The organism is Nostoc sp. CALU 1950 (genome assembly GCF_051172895.1).
GTDB lineage: Bacteria > Cyanobacteriota > Cyanobacteriia > Cyanobacteriales > Nostocaceae > Nostoc > Nostoc edaphicum_A.
Map to the genome: position 1 here is coordinate 30653 of NZ_JBDNJQ010000002.1, position 23184 is coordinate 53836.

At 40.9% G+C, this 23184-nt stretch carries 23 protein-coding genes; 14 read left to right on the top strand and 9 right to left on the bottom strand.

What is annotated here, in order from left to right; translation table 11 throughout:
• Positions 1-83 precede the first annotated feature (83 nt).
• Complete coding sequence (locus ABF638_RS00805) at positions 84-1661, top strand: phenylacetate--CoA ligase family protein (protein ID WP_435019371.1); 1578 nt, start codon at positions 84-86, stop codon at positions 1659-1661.
• A 36-nt stretch (positions 1662-1697) separates the two neighbouring features.
• Here the strand turns inward: ABF638_RS00805 and ABF638_RS00810 are convergent, their stop codons facing one another.
• Both ABF638_RS00810 and ABF638_RS00815 read right to left on the bottom strand, forming a co-directional pair.
• Positions 1698-2333, bottom strand: a complete 636-nt coding sequence (locus ABF638_RS00810; RefSeq protein ID WP_435019373.1) for a transposase — start codon at positions 2331-2333, stop codon at positions 1698-1700.
• Between the two features lie 27 nt (positions 2334-2360).
• A complete protein-coding gene (locus tag ABF638_RS00815; RefSeq protein WP_435019375.1) occupies positions 2361-2516 on the bottom strand; it encodes a hypothetical protein in 156 nt (51 codons plus the stop codon).
• A 58-nt stretch (positions 2517-2574) separates the two neighbouring features.
• Between ABF638_RS00815 and ABF638_RS00820 the strand changes: the two genes are divergently transcribed.
• Entirely contained in the window at positions 2575-2853 is a 279-nt protein-coding gene (locus ABF638_RS00820) for a hypothetical protein (protein WP_069074722.1), read from the top strand.
• Positions 2846-3109, top strand: coding sequence for a type II toxin-antitoxin system RelE family toxin (locus ABF638_RS00825; protein WP_190959222.1), 264 nt, complete (start codon positions 2846-2848; stop codon positions 3107-3109). Before ABF638_RS00820 ends, ABF638_RS00825 begins: the two co-directional genes overlap by 8 nt.
• Before the next feature lie 172 nt (positions 3110-3281).
• On the opposite strand, the gene ABF638_RS00830 is transcribed toward ABF638_RS00825, so the two are convergent.
• The gene (locus tag ABF638_RS00830) at positions 3282-6341 is read right to left on the bottom strand and encodes an NACHT domain-containing protein (RefSeq protein ID WP_435019378.1); all 3060 of its coding nucleotides are present in this window, start codon (positions 6339-6341) and stop codon (positions 3282-3284) included.
• A 154-nt stretch (positions 6342-6495) separates the two neighbouring features.
• Between ABF638_RS00830 and ABF638_RS00835 the strand changes: the two genes are divergently transcribed.
• Together ABF638_RS00835 and ABF638_RS00840 are read left to right on the top strand one after the other, a co-directional pair.
• Positions 6496-6801, top strand: coding sequence for a hypothetical protein (locus ABF638_RS00835; RefSeq protein ID WP_435019380.1), 306 nt, complete (start codon positions 6496-6498; stop codon positions 6799-6801).
• Between the two features lie 631 nt (positions 6802-7432).
• Complete coding sequence (locus ABF638_RS00840; protein ID WP_435019382.1) at positions 7433-7825, top strand: hypothetical protein; 393 nt, start codon at positions 7433-7435, stop codon at positions 7823-7825.
• 53 nt (positions 7826-7878) lie between these two features.
• Here ABF638_RS00840 and ABF638_RS00845 read toward each other — a convergent pair whose 3' ends face one another.
• Positions 7879-8466, bottom strand: coding sequence for a Uma2 family endonuclease (locus tag ABF638_RS00845; protein ID WP_435019384.1), 588 nt, complete (start codon positions 8464-8466; stop codon positions 7879-7881).
• Positions 8467-8619: 153 nt separating this feature from the next.
• On the opposite strand from ABF638_RS00845, the gene fni reads away from it, so the two are divergent.
• The 3 genes from fni (at position 8620) to ABF638_RS00860 (ending at position 12250) form a co-directional block, all read left to right on the top strand.
• Positions 8620-9669 (top strand): type 2 isopentenyl-diphosphate Delta-isomerase, encoded by a 1050-nt coding sequence (fni, locus tag ABF638_RS00850; RefSeq protein ID WP_435019386.1) that lies wholly within the window; start codon positions 8620-8622, stop codon positions 9667-9669.
• Positions 9670-9787: 118 nt separating this feature from the next.
• Complete coding sequence (gene sppA, locus ABF638_RS00855) at positions 9788-11623, top strand: signal peptide peptidase SppA (protein ID WP_435019388.1); 1836 nt, start codon at positions 9788-9790, stop codon at positions 11621-11623.
• Between the two features lie 387 nt (positions 11624-12010).
• Positions 12011-12250 (top strand): hypothetical protein, encoded by a 240-nt coding sequence (locus ABF638_RS00860; protein WP_435019390.1) that lies wholly within the window; start codon positions 12011-12013, stop codon positions 12248-12250.
• Between the two features lie 364 nt (positions 12251-12614).
• Here ABF638_RS00860 and ABF638_RS00865 read toward each other — a convergent pair whose 3' ends face one another.
• On the bottom strand, positions 12615-12755 hold the full coding sequence (locus ABF638_RS00865; RefSeq protein WP_435019392.1) for a hypothetical protein: 141 nt from the start codon (positions 12753-12755) through the stop codon (positions 12615-12617).
• A 37-nt stretch (positions 12756-12792) separates the two neighbouring features.
• Between ABF638_RS00865 and ABF638_RS00870 the strand changes: the two genes are divergently transcribed.
• Complete coding sequence (locus tag ABF638_RS00870) at positions 12793-13893, top strand: type I restriction endonuclease (RefSeq protein WP_435019394.1); 1101 nt, start codon at positions 12793-12795, stop codon at positions 13891-13893.
• Positions 13894-14878: 985 nt separating this feature from the next.
• Entirely contained in the window at positions 14879-15523 is a 645-nt protein-coding gene (locus ABF638_RS00875; protein ID WP_435019396.1) for an NIL domain-containing protein, read from the top strand.
• Between the two features lie 27 nt (positions 15524-15550).
• On the opposite strand, the gene ABF638_RS00880 is transcribed toward ABF638_RS00875, so the two are convergent.
• Positions 15551-16141 carry a Crp/Fnr family transcriptional regulator gene (locus tag ABF638_RS00880; RefSeq protein WP_435019398.1) on the bottom strand — a complete coding sequence of 197 codons (591 nt, stop codon included), beginning with the start codon at positions 16139-16141 and terminating at the stop codon, positions 15551-15553.
• 168 nt (positions 16142-16309) lie between these two features.
• Complete coding sequence (gene cysE / locus ABF638_RS00885; protein WP_435019400.1) at positions 16310-17026, bottom strand: serine O-acetyltransferase; 717 nt, start codon at positions 17024-17026, stop codon at positions 16310-16312.
• A 225-nt stretch (positions 17027-17251) separates the two neighbouring features.
• Between cysE and ABF638_RS00890 the strand changes: the two genes are divergently transcribed.
• Positions 17252-17722 carry an RrF2 family transcriptional regulator gene (locus ABF638_RS00890; RefSeq protein ID WP_435019402.1) on the top strand — a complete coding sequence of 157 codons (471 nt, stop codon included), beginning with the start codon at positions 17252-17254 and terminating at the stop codon, positions 17720-17722.
• Between the two features lie 18 nt (positions 17723-17740).
• Entirely contained in the window at positions 17741-18703 is a 963-nt protein-coding gene (gene cysK / locus ABF638_RS00895; protein WP_435019404.1) for a cysteine synthase A, read from the top strand.
• A gap of 190 nt (positions 18704-18893) precedes the next feature.
• Here the strand turns inward: cysK and ABF638_RS00900 are convergent, their stop codons facing one another.
• Positions 18894-19604, bottom strand: a complete 711-nt coding sequence (locus tag ABF638_RS00900; protein WP_435019406.1) for a cadmium resistance transporter — start codon at positions 19602-19604, stop codon at positions 18894-18896.
• Between the two features lie 318 nt (positions 19605-19922).
• Here ABF638_RS00900 and ABF638_RS00905 point away from each other — a divergent pair, with 318 nt between their 5' ends.
• Entirely contained in the window at positions 19923-20585 is a 663-nt protein-coding gene (locus ABF638_RS00905) for a cadmium resistance transporter (RefSeq protein ID WP_435019408.1), read from the top strand.
• Between the two features lie 50 nt (positions 20586-20635).
• Here ABF638_RS00905 and ABF638_RS00910 read toward each other — a convergent pair whose 3' ends face one another.
• Positions 20636-21433, bottom strand: a complete 798-nt coding sequence (locus ABF638_RS00910; protein WP_435019410.1) for a sulfite exporter TauE/SafE family protein — start codon at positions 21431-21433, stop codon at positions 20636-20638.
• A gap of 654 nt (positions 21434-22087) precedes the next feature.
• Here ABF638_RS00910 and hisC point away from each other — a divergent pair.
• Positions 22088-23179 (top strand): histidinol-phosphate transaminase, encoded by a 1092-nt coding sequence (gene hisC / locus ABF638_RS00915; RefSeq protein ID WP_435019412.1) that lies wholly within the window; start codon positions 22088-22090, stop codon positions 23177-23179.
• Positions 23180-23184 lie beyond the last annotated feature (5 nt).

Here is a 23184-nt window from a genome sequence, read left to right on the forward strand (position 1 = left end):
TGTTTTTTTAACTCAGCACTAGTTACTCAGCACTCAGCACTGTTTAACGGTGTTGGTTTACTTCAGGATAAACAACAAGCGTCATGAACCACAAATCAAGACAGCAGCAGGTAATTAAAGCATTTGAAGATTTTTTGTCTACCCCCCTAGAAACGCTACTGCAACGGCATCTCAACACTCAAACTTCGGCAGCTTTGAGTTTATTTCACGATGTGGCGGCTAATGTGCCAGCCTACAAGGCTTTTTTAGCAGAAAGGGAAATTAATCCCGCAACTATTCAAACCTTGGAAGAGTTTCAAAAACTCCCAGCGATCGCTAAACAAAATTATATACTGCGTTATCCCTTAGCTGACTTGTGCCGCAACGGACAACTCCAAGGTTGCGACATGATAGCTGCTTCATCAGGTTCCAGTGGGAAACCGACATTTTGGCCTCGTTTTTTCACAGATGAACTCCAAATCGCCACACGCTTTGAACAGATTTTTCACGATAGTTTCTATGCAGATACGAGACGTACCCTAGCAGTAATTTGTTTCACTTTGGGCACTTGGGTAGGTGGGATGTTTACTACTAATTGCTGTCGTTATCTTGCTAGCAAAGGTTATCCCATCACCGTAATTACTCCTGGTAACAATAAAGAAGAAATATTGCGAGTTGTGCAGGAATTAGGTTCAGCTTTTGAACAGGTGGTGTTATTGGGATACCCGCCATTTTTAAAAGATGTGATTGATACTGGTATCGCTCGTGGTGTGGAGTGGCAGCAATATCAGATTAAATTAGTGATGGCGGGAGAAGTATTTAGTGAAGAATGGCGGAGTTTAGTTGGCGAGAGAGTTGGTTCACAAAATCCTTGCTATGATTTTGCATCACTTTACGGCACTGCGGATGCGGGAGTTTTGGGTAATGAAACACCGTTAAGTATCTGCATTCGTCGTTTTTTGGCAGAAAATCCCGATGCAGCTAGAGCTTTATTTGGGGAATCGCGTTTACCCACGCTAGTACAATATGATCCTTGCAATCGCTTTTTTGAAGTTCACGATGGCGGATTGCTGTTTTCGGGAGATAACGGTATTCCCTTAGTGCGTTATGACATTTTAGATACTGGCGGGATAATTAGTTATGATGCCATACTGCAATTTTTAGCAGAATGGGGATTTAATGCTGTTGCAGCGTTACAGAATGAGAGTCACAATTCAGAATCCAACACTCCAAATTCAGAACTCAGCACTCAGCACTCAGCACTCAGCACTCAGCACTCACCTAGAGGTATTCATCAGCTACCTTTCGTTTATGTCTTTGGGCGTTCTAACTTTACAGTTTCCTACTTTGGCGCAAATATCTATCCCGAAAATGTGACGGTGGGATTAGAGCAACCAGGAATTCAAGAATGGGTGACGGGTAAATTTGTGTTGCAGGTGAAGGAAGATGCAGATAAGAATCGATTTTTATCTGTGGTTGTGGAGTTAGGAGCAGGGGTAGAGTGTAGTGAAGATCAAAGAGTTGCGATCGCATCTTCTATTCTTTCACAACTGCTACGTCTCAATAGCGAGTTTGCTAATTATGTTCCGGCAGAATATCAAACACCACAAGTTACGTTAGCGCCTATGGGGGATGCAGAATATTTTCCGATTGGGGTTAAGCATCGTTATACGCGTAAATAGCGATGAATTAGCAAGAAGACGCGATGAATCGCGTCTCTACAAGGGGGGATGGGGTGGTTGTTCGCGATCGTGTTCCCAATTGATTGGGTTATTGATAATATATTGTCTAATGCGATCGCGGGCGAATTCATTACGAATTATGTTGTCATGAAACCTTTCTTGCCATCCAAAACCTTCATATATTTGATTAATTTCAAATGAACATCGTCCTTTGTACCACCTAACAATTTTAGAAAGAGAATTTTTAGACAACATCGGATTAAATAACCCAGTAACCCCACCCCGTTGCCCATCCCCCCGTTGACTTGTAGAGACGCGATTCATCGCGTCTTCTTGCGTTTGATTATTCATCACGTCCTCTTCTCGTATTTGATTAATAACCAAAATCCCATGAATATGATTAGGCATGACGCAAAATGAATCTATCTGGCAATTAGAAAAATGATTAGGAATCTCGTACCACAATTTCTGAGCAATTTCTCCAATTGATGATATGTGCATTTCACCCTGTACAACCTCACCAAAAAAGCATTTTTTACCGTCGGTGCAAATAGTAATGAAATATCCGGCATTGCTAGCATAACTCCATGCTGGTAAACGTGTTGAATCAATTCGATATTTACCTTCGTATTTGGGTTTATTGTTTTCTGGTTGAGGATCGGAATGATTCATGATTACATCTTTGATTGATACAAAAATTTATGCAATTATTGCTTTGCATTGATGTAATTGCCAACCCAAAAAACTCGGAATTATTTGCGGTATGTAAATGTTGGGAAGGAGGAAGACGCGATGAATCGCCGTCTCTACAAGGGGGGCGATCGCCTCTGTCGCAGTTTCTTCTAAGATAACCAAAGCACTTGGAAGATTTGATGCATAATAAAAACTAAACCTTGAAATTATGAAGTAGGCAATGAATACTACCGATAATTCTCCGATGGATGATGGGTCATCAGCAGATTTGATCTCTGTCGCAGAGTTACAGCAACAGCTTAATGACTTACTCCAGCAACTATCTCCAGAGCGATTACGGGTGCTGACTGATTTTGCTGCTTATTTGGCAAATGCTGAAAGCGAAGCTGCAACCCAAGAACTTTTGGCAATTCCTGGATTGTTAGAGCGAGTTAAGCAAAATCAAGTAACGCCTAAAGCCCAATACACCGCCTGGAGAACTCTTCGCTCTGATGTATGAAGTTATTCTTCATCCCGATGTCCAAGAAGTTTATGTCAATGCTGACAAAGCTTTTGCTAAGAAAATTGCCCGATGTTTGCAGCAGCTAGAACAAACTCCTCGATCGCACCCCAACATTAAAGCCCTGAAGGGAGATTATGCAGGTTACTATCGCTACCGAATCGGGGATTACAGGGTCATTTATTCTATAGACGATGAAGTTGTGCAGGTACTTGTTGTGGCGATTGCTCATCGCAGTGAGGTATATAAACCATAAAGGCGATCGCTTAATTAATTCATCGCGGCGATCGCATTCCCATTCTGTTCGCAATATCTGTTTTATTATTAGGGGCGATCGCATAGCGTTGTAGAGACGGCGATTTATCGCGTCTCAAAAACCTGTTTCCACATTTCCCTTATGTTTTGGCTAGAGGAAGTATTTTTCTTTCCTACTCTCCATCTTTCACTTTCTCTTGTTGATGCCAAGCTTGATAAAAAGCCGGATAGGTCATATTTTCGGCGCAATGGTAGAGTGTCCAATAGCAATCAAAGTAGAAAGCACGATTATTTTGACAAACTGAATCTTGTAAGTAGAAACTTAACTTGGCAACTGCTAAAGAAAATAGATTATCTCTAAGGATTATTCCTAAACATGCAACAGGACTAACAAATCCAACTAAGCCATCATTGTCTATTAAATTAATGATAAACTTAAATACATTTTCATTGCCAATACCAATAGCTGTTAAAGCCGAGATAGCATGTTCTTTAATTGCATAATTTTCACGATATGCATGATTATTGATGATTAAAATCAGAATACTTATTAACTCTGGATTACCACTTCCAATTCTTCTTACATATTCAAGAGCCTTAAACAAAAGGTAGCGATCAGAGTCTTCGTTGGAATGCAGCGATCGCTTAAGAACTTCAATAATGGGAGGAATAGCCTCTGGATTCCCAGTAATTATTTTCTCTAATCTCAACATGGTCTCAACCTGTTGTGGAATACCATCCTCAATATTGTTTAGGGAGTAAATCAAATCTATTATTTCTTCTTTACTAATATGATTCTCTTCTTCGAGTGCTTCAGACGATATTTCAATAGGTCGTGAATCCAAAAACACATGCCGTCTTATAGCTTCAACTTGTTCGTTAAATTCACGATTATTCAACCAAAAAGGTGGAACAAAGTAATCATCGCTATTATTAATTAGTTCCTTAAGGACTTCGCAAGCTTCAAAGTTATCAGGAGAAAAATCTAATAAAGTTAATGCAACTTGTCCAAGAATTATTTCATCGAATTTATTACTATTTTTATCAGTAAGTTGTCTGCGAATTTCTTTATCTTGGCATAAATGTAACAATTTAGTAAGTTCAATAACAACTTTACTGCGGTCAGTATCTCGAATTATTGTTCGAGCTTTTTTATCAAGTGGAAGGAAAGACCGCCACCCATGTTTAGTAGTATCAAAGTAACCAAAAGCCCATTGAACTATCTGTGCTACTATTTCATCACCACGACTACAATCCCTAAATTCTGCAATACAATTGGCTGCTAAAAAGTAGGCTTGAAACCAATAAAATTTGCCGAAACCATCATCAAATTCTACCAACGCCTGAATAAACTCTTCTTTCTCTTCCCCCGCCACATCCTTACGCCCCAACCACAGCAAAATCACCTCTTTCCACTGCGGGGCAAAAATGCGATAAACGCCTTGCGCGGGGTTGTCGGGAACATGATTCAGAAACTCGTGCCAATTCTCAACTGCCAACGCTGCAAAATATTCCTCAAATGTGGGATGGTAGAAAGCGTAAACTTTCTCTTTCGTTGCTGATTCCGCAGCCAGTCCAACTTCATTTAGCCATCCCAACTTTAACGCTAACCAAAATAAAGAATTTTGCTGTTTTGGATCGCTTAATTCCTCACGCACAAACTTATGCCGTAGCCGAAACCGTGACGTTTCTTGATCAATTGCCCGTTTTGCCAAACGTCCCAACGCTGCGTTTAATTCCTCTTGCTGTTGTTCGGTGGTAGGGAAGCGGTTTTCTTTCCACTTGTAAACCTCTTCCACAAACTGCTGATAAAGTCGGGCTTTAGTTTCCGGTAAACCTTTATCTGAACCTTGCCAAGTGCTACACAACAGCGCCAACCGCAAAGGATTTTTAACTAAATCTTGGATGCGCTGACGTTCAGCTTTATCTAATTCCTGCCATAATCTTTCCCCTTTGTCTGCATCCTTGTTGTGAAACCAACGCCCAATAAACTCTTGCACTTGTTGCGGATATTCAAAATTGAGTAACCGATACGTCTCAAAATTTTCTAAAGCGTTGGCGTTTGCTTCCCAAACATTCACCCGACAAGTCAGCACAACCCGCGCATTTTTCACCCATCCCGTCAACTGCTGGGAAATCTCAGTTAATGGTTGGGGTGAAGACATTTCATCTGCTGCATCCAACAACAACCACACACGATTATTCTTGAATAAATCTGCGAAAGCGTTTTCCTGTTCTTCTTTTACGCGTACCACTTCCAAAGCATTCTTCAGCCAATCTTGCAGCAGATAATTTTCTACTCTCTTTCCTTGCAAGTCTGCCAAAGAAATCCAAATTGGTAAACCCAGATTGTTGTTTAATATCCAAAAAGCTATAGTTTGCAACTGAGTAGTTTTTCCCGCACCCGGTTCCCCAATTAAAGCGATGCGGTGTCCTTGAGTTTTACCAACACCATCACGGATAATTTGCTCTAAAAAAGCCTCATGTTCAAATCGCTGCTTTTCTTCATAACTCGGTTCGTAAAGTCGCGAACCTTGTTCTGCGGAAATATCCTCGCTGCACTTCTTCGGTTTGTTACGCTCCACCAATGCTAAAGGGACATGAATTGCCTCTAGCTCAAATTTCATCTCATCATCAGCAAACAGTAATTCATTTGTGGTGAGACGCTTGTGCTTTTCCAGCATAGCGCGGCATTTTTCTTGCCAATCCAAGCTATTATCTGTTGTTTCTACCTGGAATGTTTCTTTTAAATTCGTCTTTTGGTGTTCCCTCCACTTCTGCTTAACCACCTCCAGATTCTCTTTTATCGTCGCTGTCTGATGTTTTAGCGTCAGGGTAAATTTCCAATAACCTTGACTCTTTGTAGATTTTTGGTCTTCTCGCACTCCCAACTCTTTCAACCAGTCGAGTGCAGTTTGAAGCTCGTCTAATTCTCTTTTTTCCTGAGAAACGTTAAATTCTGCTTTCTGCGGGGGAAGTTTTAAAGTTTTGCCAGCATCTTTAATCTGGTTGAGTAAATATTCCTTCTTTGTACCAACTTCAGTTGTTTTGCTTCTGTTTCCTCTTGTCTGTTCGCTTTTATATCCGGTAATTCGCAGCTTATCAGCATTCCAGACAACGCAAAGTGGAAATTTTGATTCACAATCTTGCTCTACCGACAGTTGCAGCAATGCTTCTACCAGACTGAGTACATTCTCTAAAGCTGATTTATCTGCACGAATATTTCTTGACATCAGCCAAATAATTTTGAATTACCCAAACAAACAAGCTTCCCCAAGCCGCAAAACCTGACGATACAAGCATTATAGATGTTGCGTGGGGGATGTGTCTGGGGAAATACCCAAAAAAATAATTGACCTTGTAAGCCTAAAAACAAGGTGAATTCAGATGTCAGCTAAAAAACGTGGTACAAATGCAAGTCAAAAAGCGATGTCTACGAGGGCCACTGAGCGCAGCCGTTCGCGCAGCGTCTCGCAGAGAAGTGCGGGCTACGCCTACGCTTTCTTACTAATTCTGCAAACAATATTAATTGGTGTAAATGCCGAAAACCGCATTCAGCAAGGAGACTCACCAATCGAGGTTTTAATCTGGATGATTAATCAGTGTATTCCAGTCTTGAAACAAGCCAGCAGTTTGCAAGAAAAACAGAAAAAGAGCTTGTTACCTAAACATCGCCATTCTGAGGATCAATAATATCACAAGCCCCTCTTTGCTTGCAGAGAGGGGCTGTGGCTATATTGGTTAATTTATATAGGAATCCGGTTTAATTGTGTGAAAAAATCTAATAACAATTTAATTAATGATTGCAACACATCCTTGGTTTAAGACGCGATGAATCGTGGGATGAAGAAGACGCGATGAATCGCGTCTCTACAAGATGTATGGTCTATTTGTTACGTTTCTCGATTGCGTGCAATCCGGTTCGGATAGGGTTTTTTGATAAAAATTATAATAGATGACAAAAACGCCTTGTAGAGACGGCGATTTATCGCGTCTCTCTTGCTCGTCCACAACACAAGCCCATTCGTTCAGAACACCACCCCATTTGTCTAGAACACAACCCCATTCGTTCACAACACAAGCCCATTCGTTCAGAAAACCACCCCATTCGTCCAGAACACAACCCTATTCGTTCAGAATACGAGCTTATTCGTTCAGAACACAACCCTATTCGTCCACAACACAAGTTTATTGTCGTGTAATTACTGAACCAGCAATCCAATCTTATTACAAAAAACACCTTTTTTTGCAAGTTTTACTGAACCACTACATCGCTCCATTGAGACACTCTAGAAAGATAAAGTTTAGTAAAAAGTCTGCATTGATGCCACGCCAAAAAAGAAGCTCTACCGTGCTAGAAAAAACCGAACAGAGAGTAATCGGATTTAAATCAATTAATTCCAGCCTCGACTTTGGTGATTCGATCAGCTTAAACCATTTAACCGAGTTAACCGGGCAACTCCGCAACCAGATTGACCAGTATAATATGATGCTAACTGCCATTGACACAGCAAAGGAACAAATAGAAACCCTTGAAAAGACCATTCGCGAAACTTCAGAGCGCTTAGTCAGTGGTGTAGTGTTAAAATATGGCAAAGACAGCCGGGAATACGAGATGACAGGCGGGGTACGCAAAAGCGATCGCATTCGTAAAGCCACCATTACCCGGTTAAAATCCACCGCAGACTCAAAAGCGGCTTCTACACAGACGGCGTAATGAGCAACAAATAGGCATCATTCACCATGAATGATGCCCATGTTATCGAAGTTTTATTCCTCAATCAACTCAAAATCAACCCGTTCATAAATATCACGCAAGGCAATTTGAAATTCAATAGAATCTAAGACTAAAATTGCCTCTTCACCTTCATATTCCTTAAAAATCCATTGACCTTCTGCTTGCTTTGCAAATTGCTCCACAGCAAAACTATACTGGTCAATCATAATATATTCTTGAAAACCAGGGATTGAACGATAATATTTAAACTTATCTGTTTTGTCATAATTTTTAGTTGAATTTGATAAGACTTCAACAATTAATAAAGGATTAGTAATAATCGTTGTACCTGTTCCCTCATAAATAGGCTTACCTTTGATGACAATTACATCAGGATAAGTATAAAGGCGATAACGGGGTATTGATACTTTAACATCAGCCATATATATGTCATAAGCTTGACCTTCTACTGTCAGAGGAAACTTGCGACAAAAATTAAGTGCAATTTTGTTGTGGTTAGTTGTTCCCCCAGTCATGGGTATAATTTCTCCATCTCTGTATTCATTTTTATATTCAGCCTTCTCTTCTAATTCCAAATATTCTTCTGGGGTGTAGTAGCGCTTTTCTGTTTGTAAAACCATATTAATTAACTCATAAAATGGGGGAATGGTTCTGTTATCAATAGCGTAACGTACCCGAAAGATAGCGAAAATAAATAATTTTGTTATACAAATACGGTTGCAGACAATGTAACAATAGCGATCGCAAGCAAATATTTTTAGCCATACCCACCAGTGAACGCCCCTACCAATATCTCTGCACAAACTCAGAATCGCAAAGCGGATCACATTCGGATCTGCTTAGAGGAAGATGTTCAGTCTCATCAAATCACCAATGGACTGGAACGTTATCGTTTCACCCATTCTTGCTTACCCGAACTAAACCACAACGATATTGATGTCAGCACAACTTTCCTGGGGAAACACCTTGGCGCACCCTTATTAATTTCTTCCATGACTGGCGGAACAGAACAAGCCGCAATGATTAACCAACGTTTGGCCCAAGTCGCGCAACACTACAAAATTGCAATGGGTGTTGGTTCCCAGCGAGTAGCGGTAGAAAAACCCCAAGTGGCTGATACTTTTGCTGTCCGCAAGTATGCGCCCGATGCTCTGTTATTTGCCAACTTAGGGGCTGTGCAACTTAACTATAAGTACGGCTTAGATGAATGTTTGCGCGTAGTTGATATTCTAGAGGCTGATGCCCTGATTTTACACATTAACCCTCTACAAGAGTGCATTCAACCCAAAGGTGATACTAATTTTCGGGGCTTGATTGACAAAATATCTAATTTATGCAGTAAACTACCAGTGCCAGTGATTGCGAAGGAAGTTGGTAACGGCATTTCAGCAGCGATTGCACAGAAACTAATTGCCGCTGGAGTAGCAGCAATAGATGTGGCGGGTGCGGGAGGTACTTCTTGGGCAAAAGTAGAAAGTGAAAGGGCAGAAAATCCTTTGCAACGTCGCTTAGGGATGACTTTTGCCGATTGGGGTTTACCGACAGCAGAGTGCATTACAACTATTAGAGCGATTGCACCAGATGTACCCTTAATTGCTTCAGGAGGTTTGCGTCATGGATTGGATGTCGCAACTGCGATCGCCTTGGGAGCAGATATAGCTGGTTTAGCCATGCCTTTCTTGCAAGCAGCAGCAATATCAGAGACAGCAGTTGCGGAACTTGCTGAAGTATTAATCGCCGAAATCACCACAGTCTTATTCTGCACTGGCAACACCATCTTGTATCAGTTAAAGCACTCTGGAAGTTTACAGCGCATAGAATAAATTAAGTAGGTCATTAGTCATTAGTCATTAGTCATTTGTCCTTTGTGAATGACCAATGCCCAATGCCCAATGCCCCATGCTCCATGCCCAATGCCCCATGCCCAATGACTAATGACTAATGACTAACTTTATTAAACAAACTTTTGCTAGTTTAGTTGGCACCTTACTAGGACTAATTATTTTCGGTGGTTTGGGAGCCACTGGACTGTTTCTCCTGATATTGGCTGCTACCTCCTCTAAAGATACTGGGCCAAATGTGAAAGATAAGTCAGTGCTGGTTTTTGACTTGTCAATGAAAATTACTGATGGCGAACCTAGTTCAGACCAACTGTTTCAAAACACAATATCAGGTGTGGATGAAGAAAGAATAACACTCCGCAAAGTTGTGGAAACTTTGGAAAAGGCTCGACGCGATCCGCGAATTATCGGGATCTACCTGGATGCGACAAACACAAGCCAAGCTAGTAACGTCGGCTATGCCTCCCTGAAAGAAATTCGGAAAGCACTGGAAGAGTTTCGCGCTGCTGGGAAAAAAATTGTCGCCTATGGCAGTGATTGGAGTGAAAAAGGATATTACGTTAGTTCAGTGGCAGATTCCATTGTACTTAATCCTCTAGGAATGATGGAAGTCAACGGTTTGAGTTCACAACCAGTATTCTTAGCGGGAGCATTGCAGAAATATGGCATTGGTATTCAAGTCGTGCGAGTGGGGAAATTTAAGGGAGCTGTTGAACCGTTTCTCTTGACAAAGTTAAGTCCAGAAAACCGCGAACAAACTCAGAAATTGTTAGATGATGTTTGGGGAGAGTGGCGCACTGCTGTGGGCGCAAGTCGGAAAATTGAACCTAACCAGTTGCAAGCGATCGCAGATAATCAGGCACTACTAGAAGCCACACAAGCCAAAACCAGCCGTTTAATTGATCAAGTACAATACCCCGATGAAGTGGTAACTGACCTCAAAAAGTTGACAGATAGCGATAAAGAAGACAAAACATTTCGTCAAATTAGCCTGAATAGCTACGCCCAAGTTTCCGGCAAATCTTTGGGTGTAGAACGTAGCTCAAAAAATCAAATTGCCGTAGTTTATGCTGAGGGCGAGATTGTCGATGGAAAAGGAGAAGATGGGCAAGTAGGAGGCGATCGCTTTGCCAAAATCTTCAACAGACTGCGACAAGATCAGGATGTCAAGGCGGTTGTATTACGAATTAATAGTCCTGGTGGTAGTGCTACCGCATCTGAAGTCATGCAGCGAGAAGTGAAATTAACTCGTGAGGCAAAACCAGTTGTAGTCTCAATGGGTGATATTGCCGCCTCTGGTGGTTATTGGATTGCTAGCGACTCCAATCGCATTTTTGCCGAACCAAATACCATCACAGGCTCAATAGGTGTGTTTGGAGTGCTATTTAATGGGCAAAAGCTGGCTAATGACAATGGTATTACCTGGGATTCGGTGAAAACCGCACGCTATGCTGATAGTCAAACAGTTTCGCGTCCGAAATCACCTCAAGAGTTGGCACTTTATCAGCGCAGTGTTAACCGCATTTATAATATGTTTCTGAATAAAGTTTCTCAAGGTCGCAAACTCCCAGAACAAAAAGTGGCAGAAATTGCCCAAGGAAGGGTTTGGTCAGGTGTGGCGGCCAAAGAAATTGGTTTGGTGGATGAAATTGGTGGTTTGAATACTGCGATCGCTTATGCTGCCAAACAGGCGAAACTAGGAGAAGACTGGGAAGTGCAAGAATATCCCCGCACTAGCAGCTTCGGAGAACGCTTTTTTGGGCGTGTAACAGAAGAGGCGCAGACTGTTTTCGGAATTGAGGGTACGCAACTTAAACAATCCAATCCCCTCACCGCTGAATTTCAAAAGCTGCAACAAGAAGTAGAGATTCTGCAAAGGATGAACGATCCACAAGGAGTTTACGCCCGCTTACCTTTCAACTTGAAGATTGAGTAGATGCTGTTTTGAGCATCAGTGGGCAAAAACTCAATACAGTTCAGATAAACCCAAAACGCAGATTGTAGAGACGCGATTTATCGCGTCTTGAAAGACCAATTATCTACACCAATAACTTTAAAGACAGACCAGTACAGCGAGGCCCATGAGTTTGCCTCATCAGCCATAAACCAGCTGACATTTGCTGCCTAGATGTGTAAAGTAGTTGAGAGTCAACTACAATTTCCAACCTTTGACAGAATTTTAGATTTGGAATTTTGCTGAAGCAGCCCGATTAAACAGTGGCTCAAGTATGGAAAAATCTAAAATTTTTTATCCAGACCAAGTGTATTTACATGCTTCTCCAACCTAAAGTCTAAAATACAAAATTGAGTAAAACATCCATCTATGGCTAGAAAAACACAACGTCTTTTGCTGCTAATTGTTTCTTGTAGTATCACTGGTGTAATTTTAGGAGGTACTGCTGGTTGGGCAGAAAGTAGTCTCTGCTTGGGAGACAGTAAAGTTACCAGTGAATGCCTAACCCAAGATCCAATCCAAAAAACTATCCAAGGAATGAGTACTGGATTGGTAGCTGGGGCTGGGGCCGCTTTTGGGGCAGTATGGCAATTACGGCATGAAGATTGAGCATGAACTACCACTAACCCGAAATTTCGGGTTAGATTAGGTTTCTGTACTAATTAGCCAGTGCCTCCACTTTTACTTTCGCCCAGCATAAAGTCATCTGGGTCAATAATCCTGATTTATATAGCTTTGGAAGAATACCGATCTATATAATGCACGAGCAAATTTCTGGTGTTGTTCAGCTAGATATTGAGAAGAGATAAACTGAGCATTGTCCATGAAGCGGTACACCCAGCGACAAAACTCTTCCAGCGATCGCTTAAGAAGTTTAACAATATAATCTATGTAAGTAATTTCTGTGATTATGCCAGAAGAACTGTGAGCCTACAAGTTTCAATCCCTAATAGAGATTTGGTTAATTGCAATCTTAGTGGTAAATGCGATCGCTCTTAGCTGTGGCATAGGAGTATAACGATGAGGATTGGTATTTGGAGTGAAGAATTGGGACATTTCTAAGTACAGAAGTATTTATTTCCATAAATTGGGCAAAATTAATCACCTGTGCCATATTGGTAAAACCCAATACAAGTATGAGATAAAAAACTATGGATTTTATTGATGCGGTTAAAGATGTTGCCCAGCATATTGAAAGACTAAAAGACTCGGTACAAACTGAACAAGCTGCAAAAACTGCTTTTGTTTTACCTTTAATTCAAGCTTTAGGATATAAGATTTTTGATACAACTGAAGTCTGTCCTGAATATATAGCTGCTACACCAGGCTTAAAAGGTGAAAAAGTTGATTATGCTATTTTAATAAATGGAGTGCCATCAATTTTAATAGAATGTAAATTTCATAAAAATGATTTAGCACATCCCAAAAATTGCTCACAATTATTCAAGTATTTTAGTGCAACACAAGCAAGATTTTCGGTGTTGACTAATGGAATCCATTATTGGTTCTACACGGATACAGAAAAAACTCACATCATGGATGAAAAATCTTTTTTTGAGTTTAATATATTAGATTTCAATGAGTCGTCAATAAATGAACTTAAAAAGTTCTCTAGGGAAGTATTTAACCCTGATGAAATGGCTAGTTGTGCAAGACAGCTTTTATATAAAAAGGAAATTAACCGATTAATATCAGAACAGTTTACAAATCCTTCTCCTGATTTTGTTAAGCTCTTTGCTGCTCAGGTGTACAAAGGACACATGGTTGCACCAGTTGTAGAAAAATTTACTGAAATTTTCAAAGGTTGTCTTAAAGATTATATTAACGAGCGAATTAATGACAAGCTCAGATCCGCTATGGATATTGTTGATATTTTTGATACAACAAAAACAGACGTGCCAGACCCACTCAACACCGAAGTTATTGATACTATCGTAACTACAGCAGATGAGATGGAAAGCTTTTACATTATTAAATCAATGTTGCGTGATGTTATCGAATTACCTCGCATTCAGTATAAAGATACCAAAAATTATTTTGGAGTTAACATTGACGGTAAATCTGGCAAAACTATTTGTCGTTTATGGCTGAATTCTGAAAAAAAATCTATTGGTTTTCTGGATATAAATAATAAAGAAGTTAAAACGCCAATTAACTCTTTAGACGAAATTTACAAATTTGCAAAAATATTAAAAGATAGGGCAATATTTTTAGCTAAAAATAAGATACAAGCAGAAGTAACTGAACAATAAAATTTTGATTATGAATTTTTACTACTGCCCGTTGTCGTCAAAACATTGTAGGCTGTGGATCACAGGGTCTACAGTAATGCAATGAAGGTGAATCGGCACGGATGCGCCAAGGTTCTCACTACTGTGCTAACACTTAGCTGCAACAGACTGAATCGATATCTGGGTTAGGATGCAAAGAAGCAAGCGTCTGGGCGCATTGCATTCTTGGTAGCTTATAGAGAAGATGCACAAATTGAGAGCGGGTTAACCTATCTCCATGACTTAGAATTGGAAGTCTGGGATGACACTAAAGCAACTGATTGGTAAAGGCTATAAAAATATGCAGCGAAAAGTACAGCTAGCTGTGCTTTTTTTTAATCTCTCACTATATCAATACTGCGTAGGTTTTGAAGATTCGTAGGTTGGTTTGAAGGTCGTGAAACCCAACAAAGCCTTGAAAATGTTGGGTTTTCTTCCTCAACCAAACCTACCCCAGAGTGCTTTTTTAGGTTTAACCGAGCAGTATTGCTTAAAGTCGTGGAAACACTTAAATATTCTTATAACATACATTATCACTACAAGATGTATTGAATTGCCAACCGTTTCATTATTGGCTTAATACACATAAAACAAGCTTGTTTTGCGTATATTAACTTATTGTTTTTTTGCGTTCTTTGTGAGATGCTCCTTTACATAACAGTTAAATGCATTAAATCGATAGAGTTACCGTATTTAAATAAAAGCCAGAAATATGAAAATCTCTATGAGGCTGAAACTCAAGCCAGCACTGTTGAATTGTAGGGTACGGTATTAGCAAGATTCTCTGCCAAGCCCAAAAATTGCGTAGGCGCAGCCCACCATAGGCATAGCTATTGAGAATAATATCAATAGTTGTTGGTTCAAGAGAAAAGTGAAAGAAAAACCTTTAACCCAAACCCAGTAACCTTTTCCCCAAACCAAATTCTGAGTTTAAAATCCTTAACCGAATAGTATTGGAATTAATCTGATGTCTCAGAGTAAATCTGTAGAACCTGCTTCAGTCCACAGTCGAATACTCGTGCCTCAGCGGTATCACAGGCAACCTGTAATTTCCCGGCTGGTGTCTCGTTATGGTTTAACCGTCAATATCAAAGCTGCATCCCTGACATCAGACAGTGACAGCGATGGCTGGTTTGATTTGGAACTTTCGGGAAATCCCCAAAAGCTGACAAATAGCCTATCTTACTTGCAAGGATTGGGAGTGAATTTGCTGCAACTAGCGATCGCAAACCACATTCAACTCAACCAACACTCTCTACCTTTTCCAAATCCAGCTAGCAAACTGAATCCCAAAGACTCTGCATGGCTGACAAATCAATGGCAAGAACAATTCCAGCAATGGATTTCTCTGGGTCAAACTAATCGATTGCGCTTGCAACTGTGTGTATTAAAATCCTATTACGAAGAACCGGTGATTTCCGAGTTAGTTTCTCGTTATGGACTAACAGTCAATATCACCAGTGCCCTACTTCAACCCGATACCGAAGATGACGGCTGGTTTGACTTAGATTTGTGGGGGAGAACCAAGCAACTCTACTCCAGCCTGAGTTATTTAGAAAAACTGGGGCTACCGATTTGGCTAGATTTGTCTAGCGTTTATAGCGATCGCTAAGGTAAGAATTCAGAATGCTGAAATCATCTAAATTTCGTAGTACCAAATTTCTTCTTCTCGCAACACAATTCGATGCAGGGAGAGACGATTAATCAAGCCCTCTTGCTCAAACTGCCCAAGAACACGAGTGATGGTAACACGAGTTGAACCGAGCATTTCTGCCAAGTCTTCATGAGTCAGACGCATATCTATTAAACGTCCCTTCTCAACTTCCGAACCAAACTTTTTGGATAACCATGCCAACAATTTAATGAGCATAGTATCCACTTTTTTATGGCTACGAATGATCATCAATTCTTGAGCCTGTTGAATATGGGCAAGTAGAGTTTCTGTTAGTTCAGTCCACTCTTCTAAAGGTAAGACTGTTGCCTCCACTTTAGTTAGGCATTCCATCTGATAAGGTTCTATTTTTGACAAAGTTCTGCCAACGACATCTCCAGGGCCCCACAATCCCAGAGCGACAGTTGTACCATCTTCCAGATAGGTAAAAGTTCGGACAAAACCCGTTTCAATCTTCCAAAGTCCGTTTTGATGCTCTGGTAGAAATGACCTACGGGCAAAAACATGCTTAGTATTATTACTGGCGGAGCTAGATAAGCTTGTGTACAAAAACACCATGTTATATAAAACTACTCTCCGATAAACTAACCGTAGTATTATATTTATATCAGGTTCTAAGAACCTATGGATATTTTAAAGAGGGGAGCAGGGAGCAAGGAGCAAGGGAAAAGAGTTTTCCCCTCTGCCTATTTCCCATGCCCCATGCCCAATTCCCAATGCCCCAAATTAAATTCCCGCACCATCAAGAAAATCTTCAATCATCCCATCAGAATTTGTGCTTTTAGGCTTGTTGCAAGGCTCCGTTGGGGACAAGCTTGATTGATCTTGCAACTGCTCAAACTGTTTCTCTAGAGACTTGACGCGTTCAAATAAAGCGCGGATTACTTCAGCTTCTACGTCGCGGACTTTATCATGATCTAGAACATTGCTAGACAAGTTGTTCTGACGAGTCACGCGCCCTGGAATCCCAACTACAGTAGTATTGCTGGGGACATCTCGTAGCACCACAGAACCGGCTCCAATCCGGACGCGATCGCCAATTTGAATATTTCCCAATACCTTTGCACCCGCTCCCACAACTACATGAGAGCCTAAAGTCGGATGGCGTTTGCCGCTTTCTTTCCCAGTCCCGCCAAGGGTGACACCTTGATAAATCAGTGCATAGTCGCCCACGATCGCAGTCTCACCAATCACAACTCCCATCCCGTGATCAATAAACACTCCCTGGCCAATTAATGCCCCTGGATGGATTTCAATCCCGGTTAAAAACCGACTAATATGAGAAATAAACCTTGGTATAAACGGAATTCCAATTTTGTACAGCCAGTGTGCCAATCGATGGCATATTAGGGCTTGGAGTCCAGGGTAACAGAACAATACTTCTAGCCAGTTACGTGCTGCTGGATCACGCTCAAAAATGGTTCGCAAATCGGTTAATAGCATACTCTGTTGAGATTTTTGTTGGTAGGTGAGGCTCTGAAAACAGAAACTCAGGATAATTCCCACAAAAAGATCAAATTATTTATGGGAATTGTGTAAAATAACAATCTACGGTAAGTCGATAGAATATAGTGTTTTTGTGAGTAGTAAGTGGGATGCTATCACATTCCACACTTGGAAAAAATTAATTTCGCATAAACTGCGATAAGTCTCTCAATTCACCGTAGTATGTTGAGTACAGTCTTGAATAGCCAAAACTACGCTCTCTTGGATCTGTCTTCCAAAGTGGAATACGCGCTGCTGGCACTATTAGAACTGGCAAGCCACCACGGAAAAAAACTTCCTCTAACCATGAGCGAGATCACTGCCAAGCAACCCATACCTGAACGCTATTTGGAACAAATTTTGACCAATCTCCGGCGTTCTGGTGTGGTGCAGAGTCAACGCGGCTCTAAAGGAGGTTTCGTTTTAGTTCGTGAACCTTGGCAGATTACACTGCTGGAAATTGTCACTTTGGTTGAAGGTGAGCGGAAAGAGAAAGATACCTCTGACTCTACGACTCTGGAAAAGACTCTGATTTATGAAGTTTGGGAGCAAGCTAACGCTGCCTCAATTGAAGTTTTGGGTCGTTATACACTCCAAGACTTGTGCGAGGAAAGAGAAACTCGCGCCCAGCAAAGCCCGATGTATTATATTTAGACACGACGGAGTACCCACATGCGGATAGCGAAAGATATCACAGAGTTAATCGGCCGAACTCCTTTAGTTCAATTAAATAAAATTCCCCAAGCTTCAGGAGCGGTTGCTCGGATTGTGGTGAAGCTAGAAAGCATGAATCCAGCATCATCTGTGAAAGACCGGATTGGCGCGAGTATGGTGGAAGCGGCGGAAGAAGCAGGCTTGATTCACCCTGGAAAAACTGTTTTAGTAGAGCCGACTTCTGGAAATACAGGAATTGCGCTGGCGATGGTGGCGGCCGCCAAGGGATACCATCTTATTCTAACGATGCCTGACACAATGAGCCACGAAAGACGATCCATGCTCAAAGCTTATGGCGCTCAATTAGAGTTAACGCCAGGGGTAGAAGGGATGCGAGGAGCGATCGCTCATGCAGAACAGCTTGTAGCTAAAACACCCAATGCTTATATGTTGCAGCAGTTCCGTAACCCCGCAAACCCGAAAGTTCACGCCGAAACCACAGCCGAAGAAATCTGGGATGATACCGATGGAGAGGTAGATATTCTGGTGGCGGGAGTGGGTACTGGTGGGACGATTACGGGAGTTTCAGAAGTTATAAAAAAACGGAAGCCGAGTTTTCAAGCGATCGCAGTTGAACCAACCAACAGTCCGGTATTAACAGGTGGTAAATCAGGCCCTCACAAAATCCAAGGTATCGGTGCAGGATTTGTCCCAGCAATTTACCGTTCAGAACTGGTAGATGAAGTGATTCAGGTAGCAGATGAGCAAGCGATCGCTTACAGCCGTCGTCTAGCAAAAGAAGAAGGATTACTATCGGGGATTTCTACTGGCGCTGCTTTATACGCCGCTATTCAAGTAGCACAACGGCCAGAAAATGCAGGTCGTTTAATCGTGATGATCCAGCCTAGCTTCGGTGAACGCTACCTCAGCACCTCACTGTTCAAAGATCCAGAAGAGAATGAGTGGTTGAGTAAAGTTTGATTCCCAATACCAATTTTAGATTTTAGATTTTTGATCTAAGTAGCTAGGCGTAAATAAATTAAAGTTTGTAGTAAGGACTTTAGTCCTGATAATCATTGTTTTGAGCGATGAATCGCTCACTACGAACTAGCATTTTATTTTATGTTTAATTCTATCTACTTACTTAAATCTAAATCTAAAATTGGCTTAATTATCTACTAGAATTTTCACCTATTTCATCGGTACTTTCATTATTTCTCACCAAAATCATTAAACAGACACCACTAGCAGCTAGCTTTATTGGACTTAAAGCTTCACTTTTTAATACAATAAAAGCGCCTAATCCTATAAGAACAAAAGGCACAAGATTATTAACGTAGTGAGTCAATATATCAGCTATGACTCTATTGTTAGTTAATTTGTATGCAGCGTAGCACCAAAGTCCTAACAAGAGAAAAAATGATCCGATAATTACCACAAAACTCTCTAAATTGCTGCTAGCAAATAAAGGCACGTAGACACTAATATTATCGCTACCATTGGCAATTGTAACAGCTGCCACACTATAAGCTTGGGGAGAGAAAAAACTAGTAATTGTTGATGCTTCAGCTTCTTCTGTTGCAGCTACAACTTCTCTTGATGAATCTTCTTCCCGATTTACTAAGCTACTGATACCTATGGAAATTGGGAGTAAACCAAGTAATCCAATCCAGCTTTTTGATAAAACTAACCCACCAAATAAACCTGGAAGACTAAGGATTAACAGAACTGTAAAACCTAGAAACTGTCCAACAACTATATGCCGGGGACGAAAGTTAGTATTTATTTGAGAAAAAAACAACAATAGAATCACAATATCATCTATGTTAGTGGCAATGAACGCAATTGCCCCTGTAGTAATTGCAGTAACTAACTCGTTCATATTTTAAAATAAAGAAGAATTCAGGAGTCAGTAATAATTACTGTGTAATTTTAAATCTAAGTTGTGCCAGAAGCGTGAGGATTTCCCGAATAATTACGAATTACGAATTACGAATTAGTGAATTTGGTATGGTGGTAAATCATCTGACTTTTCACGGCATGTGGAAAAGGTAACGATTAACCTAACCCCCTAACCCCCAACTCGTCGCGGGAAGGGGGAAAATTCAAAGTCTCTCTCCTTTTAGGAGAGAGAAATAGAAGAGAGGTTTTCCAGATACCGTGAAAAGTCAGGATAAATCATAGGTTCTAAAAATACAGGATGAGTAAGCTAGGGACAGCCTTCAGTGAAGGGATAATTGCCTTCATCGCCACTAACATAGATGACATCATTATCTTGTTAATCTTTTTTTCACAAGTAGATGTTAATTTTCGGCGACGGCATATCTTGCTAGGTCAATATGTAGGTTTTGCAGCCATTATCATCGCTAGCTCACCAGGATTTTTTGGTGGTTTGGTTGTACAGCGAGAATGGATAGGATTACTAGGACTGCTACCAGTAGGAATTGGTATTCAACAATTAATATCTAGAAAAGAAGAAACTATATCAGTTCAGACAGTCAGCAGTGATTTTAGACAGGCCACACCGACTAACCCAGTATTGTCTTTTATTTTGAGCGTTTTGCATCCCCAAACCTATAAAGTGGCAGCAGTAACGATCGCAAATGGTGGTGACAATATCAGTATATATATCCCTTTATTCGCTGGTCAGGATCTTGCCAGTTTGGGAGTAATTTTAGGTATATTTTTTATCATGGTAGGGGTTTGGTGTGCGATCGCTTATTTTTTAAGCCGTCAACCTACCATTGCTTATGTTTTAAGTCGCTACGGTAAAGCTGTCGTACCTTTTGTGTTAATTGGTTTGGGTCTGTTCATTATGTATGAACGAGGCACATTTACTCTACTACCTTGGGTGAGAAGTTGATCAATTTTGGATGTTGAATGATGGATTTGGGATTGAAAATCTCAAATTGCTTATACCTGATGAACCAATTTCCAACTCACCATCATCAAAATAGCGTAAATAATAAACCGTAGTGGGCGTTGTGGGGCTATCTGGCAGATTTTAGCACCTAGTAACACTCCTGGTACAGAGCCTAACCATATAGGTAGTACCAAACTCCAATCAACTGTTCCTAAGCTGAGATGACCAAGGGCTGTAAACAGCAGTAAAATCGCTGCGTGCGAAATATCTGTACCCACTAATTTCCGTGCATCCAGGCGGAAAAACCCAATCAGCACTAGGGCAAACATTGAACCTGATGAGACGCTAGTTAGACCGACGAAACAGCCTAAAATTGCTCCCAAAGCGATTGTTAGGAAACGACCAAAGTTAGTTTCTAAATCTAACTTTGGCAGTTCGGGTAAATTAAATTTTGGGAAAAAAGTCAATAACAACAATTGCACTAGTGCCGACACTGTGACTAGCAAAATCATCCCGCCAAGCAAACGGAGCAAGATGTTATCCAGGTTATACTCACCTGTACGTTTAATAAAGTGCAAAATTCCCACCCCGAACAGTGAACCTGGAACACTCCCAAATGCCAACCATTTGACAACTTCTGTGTCAAGGGTTTTCTGTTCCCAATGCTTGACGCTACCAACAATCTTCATCAATGTGGCAGCCACAACATCAGAACTCACAGCAATGGAAGGCGGAACCTGAAAGACAAAAATCAACATTGGGGTGATGAGAGAGGCTCCGCCAATTCCTGTTAAACCAACGATGATGCCAACAAAAAAGCTTAAGAATGGTAGTAACAAATAGTGCATAATCTTTGGGGTTTCAACAATTAGTTATCAGTTATCAGAGTCCTGTTGAGCTTTCCTTCCACTTCTATAAGTGAGCAGTTTCGGTTAAGTAAATCCCCCAACGAAGCTTTGATAACTGTTCACTGACTTAACTACGAGCAGCTAGAACTGAAAGTTAGCTAAAGAGCATCAAGTCAGCCAAACTATAGCCCAGTGGTAAACAGAGCTAGTGATGGCAAATTATTGTGTTTCTCAAGGGATGAGTGACACAAAGGTTATCCAGCTAAAAGTTAGGCAGAGGATTTCTGGACAACTTAAAACCTGTCTGGAAGTTTTTGTAAGCATGACAACTTAACATTTAGCTGAAACAGACTTTGATAACTGCTTATGGGTCAGTTGCTCTGCTAAAATCAACTTCTAACGGGTTTTTCTGCGATTTTACATGTAAAAGCCGGTAAGGCGATACACTTACCGTATTTTACTCGTAAGCATGATTAAACGTCTAGCGTATTCGCGTTGTATATCCTTCAATTATCTGGATAAGACTCCGCAACAGTTTGGACTTGTGGAATTGGTTGCTAAAAAAATACCTAAATGAGTACGATATTTACCTATGCTTGCGATCGCTCTTGAGTAAAGCTTGGCGATTTACTGAAATTCATAATCTAATGTCAGATGACCAATTACTTTCGCTCTAATGTTGACGCAATGGCTAGCTATGTTCCTGGTGAGCAGCCTCAACGCGGCACACAGATCATAAAACTTAACAGCAACGAGAACCCCTATCCTCCTTCCCCAGCGGCATTAGCTGTGTTACGAAATATCGATGGTGAGTGGTTACGGCGGTATCCAGAACCTTTCGGTGGGGAGTTCCGACAAGCTGCAAGTAAAGTTTTAGGAGTTCCTAGTGATTGGATTATTGTCGGAAATGGCAGTGACGAATTGTTGAGTGTAATCATTCGAGCTTGTGCAGAACCGGGGAAGAAAGTTGTTTACCCGATGCCAACTTACGTGCTATATCGCACATTAACAGAAATGCAAGCAGCGGAAATTCTTGAGATTCCCTACAGCGAAGATTACAGCTTACCTTTGAAAGAACTAGTTGCTGCCAATGGGGCTGTGACATTTATTGCATCACCCAATAGTCCATCGGGGCACGTAGTCACAACAGATGACTTGCGAAAATTAGCCAGCCAGTTATCTGGAGTTTTAGTGATAGATGAAGCATATATAGATTTTACCGAAGACAATAATGCATTGGCTTTGGTGAAGGAATACGAAAACGTCATCGTGATTCGGACATTATCTAAGGGATACTCGTTAGCAGGATTGCGATTGGGCTTTGGAGTAGCAAATCCCAAACTGTTGCAGGGATTGTTTAAGGTGAAAGATAGCTATAACATTGATGCGATCGCTTGTGCAATTGGCACGGCTGCTATTACCGACCAAGCTTATAAAAATGCTTGTATAGCAAAGATTAAGGCATCACGGATTAAGTTGGCAAAAGACCTGAAACAATTAGGTTTTCATATTTGGGATTCCCAAACTAACTTTTTGCTGGCACAGCCAAAAGAGGGAAACGCAGAATATCTTTATCAAAAACTGAAGGAACGGGGAATTTTAATCCGCTACTTCAAGCAACCTGGACTAGACGATAAATTACGCATCACTGTTGGTACTGATGAGCAAAATCAGGCTTTAGTAGAGGCACTAATTTGTTTGTTAGAGATTGGGGAATGGGAGCAACCGGAAAAAGTGGGATTATGATGAAG

Bases quoted from the DNA above. Each gene is read 5' to 3' on its own strand.
- ABF638_RS00810 (WP_435019373.1), bottom strand. From the start codon at position 2,333: ATGAATCATTCCGATCCTCAACCAGAAAACAATAAACCCAAATACGAA.
- ABF638_RS00860 (WP_435019390.1), top strand. From the start codon at position 12,011: ATGGCTAGAAAAACACAACGTCTTTTGCTGCTAATTGTTTCTTGTAGT.
- ABF638_RS00900 (WP_435019406.1), bottom strand. From the start codon at position 19,604: ATGAACGAGTTAGTTACTGCAATTACTACAGGGGCAATTGCGTTCATT.
- hisC (WP_435019412.1), top strand. From the start codon at position 22,088: ATGACCAATTACTTTCGCTCTAATGTTGACGCAATGGCTAGCTATGTT.
- ABF638_RS00875 (WP_435019396.1), top strand. From the start codon at position 14,879: ATGTCTCAGAGTAAATCTGTAGAACCTGCTTCAGTCCACAGTCGAATA.
- ABF638_RS00830 (WP_435019378.1), bottom strand. From the start codon at position 6,341: ATGTCAAGAAATATTCGTGCAGATAAATCAGCTTTAGAGAATGTACTC.
- ABF638_RS00870 (WP_435019394.1), top strand. From the start codon at position 12,793: ATGGATTTTATTGATGCGGTTAAAGATGTTGCCCAGCATATTGAAAGA.
- ABF638_RS00820 (WP_069074722.1), top strand. From the start codon at position 2,575: ATGAATACTACCGATAATTCTCCGATGGATGATGGGTCATCAGCAGAT.
- ABF638_RS00890 (WP_435019402.1), top strand. From the start codon at position 17,252: ATGTTGAGTACAGTCTTGAATAGCCAAAACTACGCTCTCTTGGATCTG.
- cysK (WP_435019404.1), top strand. From the start codon at position 17,741: ATGCGGATAGCGAAAGATATCACAGAGTTAATCGGCCGAACTCCTTTA.
- sppA (WP_435019388.1), top strand. From the start codon at position 9,788: ATGACTAACTTTATTAAACAAACTTTTGCTAGTTTAGTTGGCACCTTA.
- ABF638_RS00880 (WP_435019398.1), bottom strand. From the start codon at position 16,141: ATGGTGTTTTTGTACACAAGCTTATCTAGCTCCGCCAGTAATAATACT.
- ABF638_RS00910 (WP_435019410.1), bottom strand. From the start codon at position 21,433: ATGCACTATTTGTTACTACCATTCTTAAGCTTTTTTGTTGGCATCATC.
- ABF638_RS00845 (WP_435019384.1), bottom strand. From the start codon at position 8,466: ATGGTTTTACAAACAGAAAAGCGCTACTACACCCCAGAAGAATATTTG.
- cysE (WP_435019400.1), bottom strand. From the start codon at position 17,026: ATGCTATTAACCGATTTGCGAACCATTTTTGAGCGTGATCCAGCAGCA.
- ABF638_RS00905 (WP_435019408.1), top strand. From the start codon at position 19,923: ATGAGTAAGCTAGGGACAGCCTTCAGTGAAGGGATAATTGCCTTCATC.
- ABF638_RS00840 (WP_435019382.1), top strand. From the start codon at position 7,433: ATGCCACGCCAAAAAAGAAGCTCTACCGTGCTAGAAAAAACCGAACAG.
- ABF638_RS00865 (WP_435019392.1), bottom strand. From the start codon at position 12,755: ATGGCACAGGTGATTAATTTTGCCCAATTTATGGAAATAAATACTTCT.
- ABF638_RS00835 (WP_435019380.1), top strand. From the start codon at position 6,496: ATGTCAGCTAAAAAACGTGGTACAAATGCAAGTCAAAAAGCGATGTCT.
- ABF638_RS00805 (WP_435019371.1), top strand. From the start codon at position 84: ATGAACCACAAATCAAGACAGCAGCAGGTAATTAAAGCATTTGAAGAT.
- ABF638_RS00825 (WP_190959222.1), top strand. From the start codon at position 2,846: ATGTATGAAGTTATTCTTCATCCCGATGTCCAAGAAGTTTATGTCAAT.